Source organism: Tunicatimonas sp. (assembly GCF_049647865.1).
Classification (GTDB): Bacteria; Bacteroidota; Bacteroidia; order Cytophagales; family Cyclobacteriaceae; genus Tunicatimonas.
Window position 1 is genome coordinate 1 of the sequence record NZ_JBARYM010000338.1, and the last position, 6,079, is coordinate 6,079.

Genomic DNA, 6,079 nt, shown 5'->3' on the forward strand with positions numbered 1-6,079 from the left:
GCTTCGCGCAGAACTTCTAAATTATTGGTTTCGTTGATCGCCATAATCCGGTCGCGCTTTCCATCGTTAGCGGCGTGCAGCGAAAGGGCCAGATTGAACTTCACCTGATCGTCGCCCAATTTCTTAATCATCTTAGCAATGCCGGCGGTAGAAACTGTGATGCGTTTGGGCGACATATTTAGTCCTTGGGGAGAGGTGATATGCTCGATAGATTGTAGTACATTAGCGTAGTTCAGTAGCGGCTCACCCATGCCCATGTACACAATGTTCGACAACGGCATTTGGTAGTTCTGCTCGGCCTGCTGGTTAATTAGTACTACCTGATCGTAAATTTCGGCGGCATCCAGATTGCGCTTGCGATCCATGTAGCCGGTAGCGCAAAACTTACAGGCTAGCGAACAACCCACCTGCGAGGATACACAAGCCGTCATGCGCGACTTAGTAGGAATTAGCACTCCCTCTACTAAATGGCTATCGTGTAGCCGGAACATCGATTTAATGGTGCGGTCGCTACTGGTTTGCTGTTCGTGTATTTGTAGCGCATTAATCGTAAAATTGTTTTCCAGTAGCTCTCGAGTTCTCTTCGACAGGTTCGTCATTTCTGCAAAGCTGGTCGCCGATTTCTTCCACAGCCATTCCTCTACCTGCTTCACCCGAAATGGTTTCTCTCCCGCTCCTAACAGAAACTCTTGGAGCTTCTCCGAATTGATTTTACGAATATCTGACTTAGTAGCAGTGGTTGTTTCCATATTAATTCACGATTGCACTGATGCAACATCAAAATATCGCTGTAAAGTTTAGGGCAACCTACTATTCTTTGCTAACCGCCCTTCTATGGGTTTAAGGTTCATTTTTGAGTAGGTACAGAGGAAAGGAAAAGTCAAGTTGATTGTACTGCTGAAACCCATGTTTCTTATACCAAGGTAGGTTACGTAAAGTGGATGTTTCCAGATAAATAGGTCTCTGTAGAGCTTGATAGTGCTTAATAATATCTTTCAATAGCCTACTTCCAACTCCTCGGCCTTGGCTTTCTTGTTCAACGGCGATGAACCAGAGGTGGCAAAAGGGAGTTGATGGATGGTAAGATTGGATACGGGCCTCGCGGGAAAGCGTTTTGGGAACGTTAGCTAGTCCAGTAGCCAAGGTTGCTAACCGTATATCTCGAATCACAGAGTCTGCGGTAGTTCGTTTCTGATCAGGCAATAGAGTCAAAGCACAAGCTTTTTGATCTTCTGACTGCCACACTGCCCCAAAATCCTGACAAGTAGCCCTAGCGTACTGCATCAAACTACGAATTCTTAGCAATCGCTTTTGATCTTGCTTGATTACGTAGTTCACGCTTTGGTTGTCAGCAAAAGCATACGTAAGAATATCTACCAAATGAGCGTCATGCTGGCGACTAGTTACCTTAATCATTACGTTAGAATCATATTCTAGCCCTATTGTAGTCACAAATCTACAAAATTCATCCTGAACATTTCTGTTTCGTGTGCTTCTTTCACTAGTCTGCGAAACTTCGCTGATTCTATTACAATCTGAATTACCGTACGAGCTAGAAGTTGAATTGCTAATTTTTAATGATTGATGGCACACGGTCAACGGGGTCCAGTCCTCTGGCATCATCAGTTGCTCATTTTGCACTGCTATTTGTTCAACGAATAAATGCTATCTTTGAACCACTATCTAACTACCTAACCAACTTGAGAAGACTGCTTATTACCCTTCATCACTCGATTGACCGGCTTAACGAAGCTATAGGACGGGGAGTTGCTTGGCTCACTACGGTACTAGTGCTAGTAATCGTCTACGATGTAGCCGCCCGTTATTTGTTTAATACCTCGTCGGCGGGCATAGTGGAGCTGGAGTGGCATCTATTTTCTTTCATCTTTTTGCTGGGAGCGGCTTACGCCCTCAAGCACGACCGCCACGTACGAGTCGATGTTTTCTACCAAAATTTCAGTGTAAAGAGGCAGGCTTGGGTTAATTTAATTGGAACGTTGCTATTTCTAATCCCCTTTTGTGTAGTTGCAATAACCGCTTCCTGGAAATTCACTGCAAACTCTTGGTTAATACAGGAGGGATCGCCCGATCCGGGTGGATTACCCGCTCGCTACGTAGTGAAAGCAGCTATTCCGGTCGGTTTTACGCTGCTGTTGCTCCAAGCTGTTTCTTTGTCTATTCGTTCCTGGCTCACCCTTACCGAAACTACTGCCCCGTATGATTGATGCGTTGCCGCTGATTCTATTCCTGATCATCTTCATCCTAATTTTATTTGGGTTTCCGGTAGCCTTTACTTTAGGTGGAGTATCAGTGTTGTTTGGGCTGTTTATTTTCGATATAGATTTTTTTTACCTATTGGCTCTGCGGGTTTACGGAACCATGAGTAACTATGTGCTGCTGGCAGTCCCACTCTTTATTTACATGGGTATTATGCTAGAAAAATCGGGGCTAGCGGAGAGTTTGTTGGAAACTATGGCGTTGCTCTTCGGAAAGTTTCGAGGAGGCCTAGCCATCGCTGTAGTAATAGTTGGTGCTATGCTGGCCGCTTCTACCGGCATTGTTGGAGCTACCGTAGTAACGATGGGTTTAATCAGTTTGCCCACTATGCTCAAGCGAGGGTATAGTCCTGAACTAGCCACCGGAACCATTGCCTCGGCTGGAACTCTAGGGCAGATTATTCCACCTTCGGTAGTACTGGTGCTACTTGGCTCAGTGTTAAATGTATCTGTTGGGGATTTGTTTACAGCAGCTCTAATTCCAGGCTTGGCTTTAGTAGGTTGTTACCTTTTGTATGTAGTAGGAGTGGCTTACTTCCTACCCCAGCAGGCTCCACCCATGCCTGCTGAAGAAGTGGCCCGCTTCCGAGAAGGTAATATGGCTGGGCAAATTATTAAAGCATTTGTGTTGCCGTTTCTGCTGATTCTGGCAGTATTAGGTTCTATTTTCGCCGGAATTGCTTCACCTACGGAGGCTGCCGCCGTAGGAGCATTTGGTGCCTCAGTGCTAACTATTATTCAGGGAAAATTTACGCTAACTGTGCTGAAGGAAGTAATGCGGGAGACTACCCACCTTACGTGCATGGTGTTCATTATTTTAGTAGGAGCTACTGCCTTTGCACTGGTATTTCGGGGACTGGAGGGCGATCGCTATTTAGTGAGTTTAATTGAAAGTGCTAATCTAAGTCCGATGGCTTTTCTGGCAATTGTAATGATTGCTGTATTTATTGCCGGATTCTTTATCGACTTTATCGAAATTATTTTCATTATCGTCCCTGTAGTTGCCCCCATTTTTAGCCGGATGGGTATTGACCTAATCTGGATTGGGATTCTGTTAGCCATGAACTTACAAACCTCTTTTCTTTCCCCTCCTTTCGGTTTTTCTCTATTTTACCTCAAAGGAGTAGCTCCACCTCAAATTACTACCAATCACTTGTACCGGGGAATTGTACCTTACATTATTATCCAACTAGTTTTTCTCGCACTCATTATCCTCTTTCCTGAGATAGTGACGGTACTGTTAGATCGCTAAATTGCTGATTGCTGATTTTTTTACTGCTTCACGACCCAGAACGGAGAAGGTTCGTGGGCTTCATCCATAATCTGAATGATATCTTCCACAATATCAGAGTTTTGGTCAGCTACATTGATTTGTTCGCCAATATCCTCCTCCAGATTAAATAATTGAAGATCGCCAGTAAACATAGGTTCCCGTATGCCTTTCCAATTGCCCATTCGGGCTGCTTGTCGCGAGCCTTGTTCGTAAAACTCCCAGTACAAATAGTTATGGCTACGCTGATTTTCCGATTGCCCCAGTAGGGTAGGTACAATACTGATACTCTGCGTATTATCGGGATAATCGGTTTTGGATAATTCAGCTAAGGTGGCCATCATATCGCCGAAGTAGCCAATATAGTCGGAAGTGACTCCTGCCGGAGCCTGAGCGGGCCAGCGAACGATAAACGGTACCCGAACTCCCCCTTCGTGCATGGCGCGCTTGATGCCTTGCAATGGCCCGTTAGAATCGAAGTAGTCAGGATCATTTCCCCCTTCTCGGTGGGGACCGTTGTCGGAGGTGAATATGATCAGCGTATTGTCATCAATGCCTTGGGCTTTCAGCGTTTCTACTATCCGACCAATATCCTTGTCCATGCGGGTGATCATTGCTGCCGTACCCTTTTGGGCTTCGGGCCAGTCGCGGTCAGCGTAGATGCCGTAATCCGGTACCTCCATTCCTTCTTTCCCGGCTTCGTTGTTGGCGTGAGGAATGGTAAGTGCTAGGTACAAAAAGAAAGGTTTGGAGTATTCTTCCTCAAGAAATGCCAGGGCCTTATCAGCAAACAAATCGTGACTGTAGGTAACTTTCTCCGTAGCGTAACCACCCGGAAAACCACCTCTATCCATCCCCACTCGTTCCACTACGTTATCTAACGAAACTGAGTCGCGACCATCCCAGAGGAACTCCGGATAATAGTTGTGGGCGTGTCGCTGGTTTAGGTAACCAAAGAACGAGTCAAACCCCTGCTCGAGGGGGTGGCCTTCCTGTTCTGGTTCACCCAGTCCCCACTTTCCAACCAGCGCGGTTTGGTAGCCCGCATCTTTTAGTACTTCGGCCACGGTAACGTCTTCACTTCTGAGCGATTGACGTTTGCTGTCTCCTCCCGCATTACCGCGCACGTGGGTTCGTCCGGTATGCTGACCGGTCATAAGTACCGCTCGAGAAGGGGCGCAAACCGTAGACCCAGCGTAAAATTGTGTAAACTTGATACCTTGGGCGGCCAATTCATCAATATTAGGAGTCTGAATTTCGGATTGTCCGTAGCAGCCCAAATCTCCGTAGCCTAAATCGTCAGCCATAATAAATATAATATTGGGGGACTCAAAAGCAATTTCTTCGGAGGGAACTTCACTGGTAGTTGGTGCCGTACTACAAGCGGATATTAGTAAAAGTGAGAAAAATAGAATAGCAAGATTGCGCATAGAAAAATAATTAGGTTGTGCTGATAAGTTAGGAAAACATGTTAATTGAAACAACCAATAGCGAGAATCAGGGAAGCGGCTGACTTTTACGGTACACCACCAAGCTATCGTTGCTTCGGCTAAACAGTAGATGCGACTGCGATTCATTAGATTGGTAGATAATATCCCGCACATCGCCCCGCACCATAATCCCGCTCTGGCTGGGGTTCATCACCTCAAAATTCCCGTCTTCGGCGTAGGTGAGTACTAAACCGAAACTCGCGTCGTAGCGTCCGGTGCTGACTCGGGTGAGTGACTGATTTCCCCCTAAAATTAAGTCTGGTTTACCATCTTGATTAATATCCGCTGAGGTGATTGCATATATCGGGGCGAACTGCGCCTCTGACGGCAGAGAGTGAATGGCAAATGTTCCATTCTGATTTTCCAGGTATACCGACTCAAATAACGTAGCGGATAACGTATCGGCTTCGGCTAGTTGTTCCTCACTAAAGTACTCGCGGGGCGAGGTTTGAGCGAAGGTCTGATAACTATAAAACTGTTTTTTTAGCGAATTAAGCTGGCTGAGTAATTCATCTTTGCTGTAGGCGAACACTTCTTCGCCTTGCAAATAATGTGTGAAAATTGCGTCAATTGAACCATTCTCATCAAAGTCACGGTAGATGAGGCGGGCGGGTTGACTGGCAGTCGGGCGGTATAGATTGTTCTGTCCGAAGTTTCCCACTACCAAATCAGTATCGCCATCCAGATCTACATCCGTGGCGTGTAGCGTGTTCCACCAGCCATTAGAGTTAGGAATTTTAGTAGCTTGTAGTTGCTGACCTGCTTCGTTATAAAATAGCTGAACGGGCATCCATTCTCCTACAACTGCTAAATCGGGATAATCATCTTCATTCAACTCAGTGAACACCGCATCCGTAATCATTCCAGCATTAACTAGCACTGGTGCAAAGCTTTCAGTAACATCCGTGAAATTTCCGGTACCATCGTTCGCTAAAATATAGCTACGAGGAGCTAGTGGATACTTTCCAGGGATTAATCGACCCCCGACGAATAAGTCCTGATCACCATCCTGATCAATATCGGCGGAGGTCACGGTACCGCCG

At 46.1% G+C, this 6,079-nt stretch carries 6 protein-coding genes; 2 read left to right on the plus strand and 4 right to left on the minus strand.

Annotation, left to right across the window (positions count from 1 at the left end; translation table 11 throughout):
- Together rlmN and WBA23_RS10195 are read right to left on the minus strand one after the other, a co-directional pair.
- On the minus strand, positions 1–749 hold a 749-nt coding region (rlmN, locus tag WBA23_RS10190; protein ID WP_424582173.1), incomplete at its 3' end, for a 23S rRNA (adenine(2503)-C(2))-methyltransferase RlmN.
- A 91-nt stretch (positions 750–840) separates the two neighbouring features.
- On the minus strand, positions 841–1,416 hold the full coding sequence (locus WBA23_RS10195) for a GNAT family N-acetyltransferase (RefSeq protein WP_424582174.1): 576 nt from the start codon (positions 1,414–1,416) through the stop codon (positions 841–843).
- Between the two features lie 161 nt (positions 1,417–1,577).
- Here WBA23_RS10195 and WBA23_RS10200 point away from each other — a divergent pair, with 161 nt between their 5' ends.
- Together WBA23_RS10200 and WBA23_RS10205 are read left to right on the plus strand one after the other, a co-directional pair.
- A complete protein-coding gene (locus tag WBA23_RS10200; protein WP_424582175.1) occupies positions 1,578–2,225 on the plus strand; it encodes a TRAP transporter small permease subunit in 648 nt (215 codons plus the stop codon).
- Positions 2,218–3,528, plus strand: a complete 1,311-nt coding sequence (locus WBA23_RS10205) for a TRAP transporter large permease (RefSeq protein ID WP_424582176.1) — start codon at positions 2,218–2,220, stop codon at positions 3,526–3,528. The genes WBA23_RS10200 and WBA23_RS10205 overlap by 8 nt, the downstream gene beginning before the upstream one ends.
- A gap of 20 nt (positions 3,529–3,548) precedes the next feature.
- On the opposite strand, the gene WBA23_RS10210 is transcribed toward WBA23_RS10205, so the two are convergent.
- Both WBA23_RS10210 and WBA23_RS10215 read right to left on the minus strand, forming a co-directional pair.
- Positions 3,549–4,976 carry an arylsulfatase gene (locus tag WBA23_RS10210; RefSeq protein WP_424582177.1) on the minus strand — a complete coding sequence of 476 codons (1,428 nt, stop codon included), beginning with the start codon at positions 4,974–4,976 and terminating at the stop codon, positions 3,549–3,551.
- A gap of 67 nt (positions 4,977–5,043) precedes the next feature.
- The coding region (locus tag WBA23_RS10215; RefSeq protein WP_424582178.1) for an FG-GAP repeat domain-containing protein at positions 5,044–6,079 on the minus strand (1,036 nt) is incomplete at its 5' end.

Excerpts from the sequence above, each read along its gene's own strand:
- WBA23_RS10195 (WP_424582174.1), bottom strand. The coding sequence starts at position 1,416 with ATGATTAAGGTAACTAGTCGCCAGCATGACGCTCATTTGGTAGATATT.
- WBA23_RS10210 (WP_424582177.1), bottom strand. The coding sequence starts at position 4,976 with ATGCGCAATCTTGCTATTCTATTTTTCTCACTTTTACTAATATCCGCT.
- WBA23_RS10200 (WP_424582175.1), top strand. The coding sequence starts at position 1,578 with ATGATTGATGGCACACGGTCAACGGGGTCCAGTCCTCTGGCATCATCA.
- WBA23_RS10205 (WP_424582176.1), top strand. The coding sequence starts at position 2,218 with ATGATTGATGCGTTGCCGCTGATTCTATTCCTGATCATCTTCATCCTA.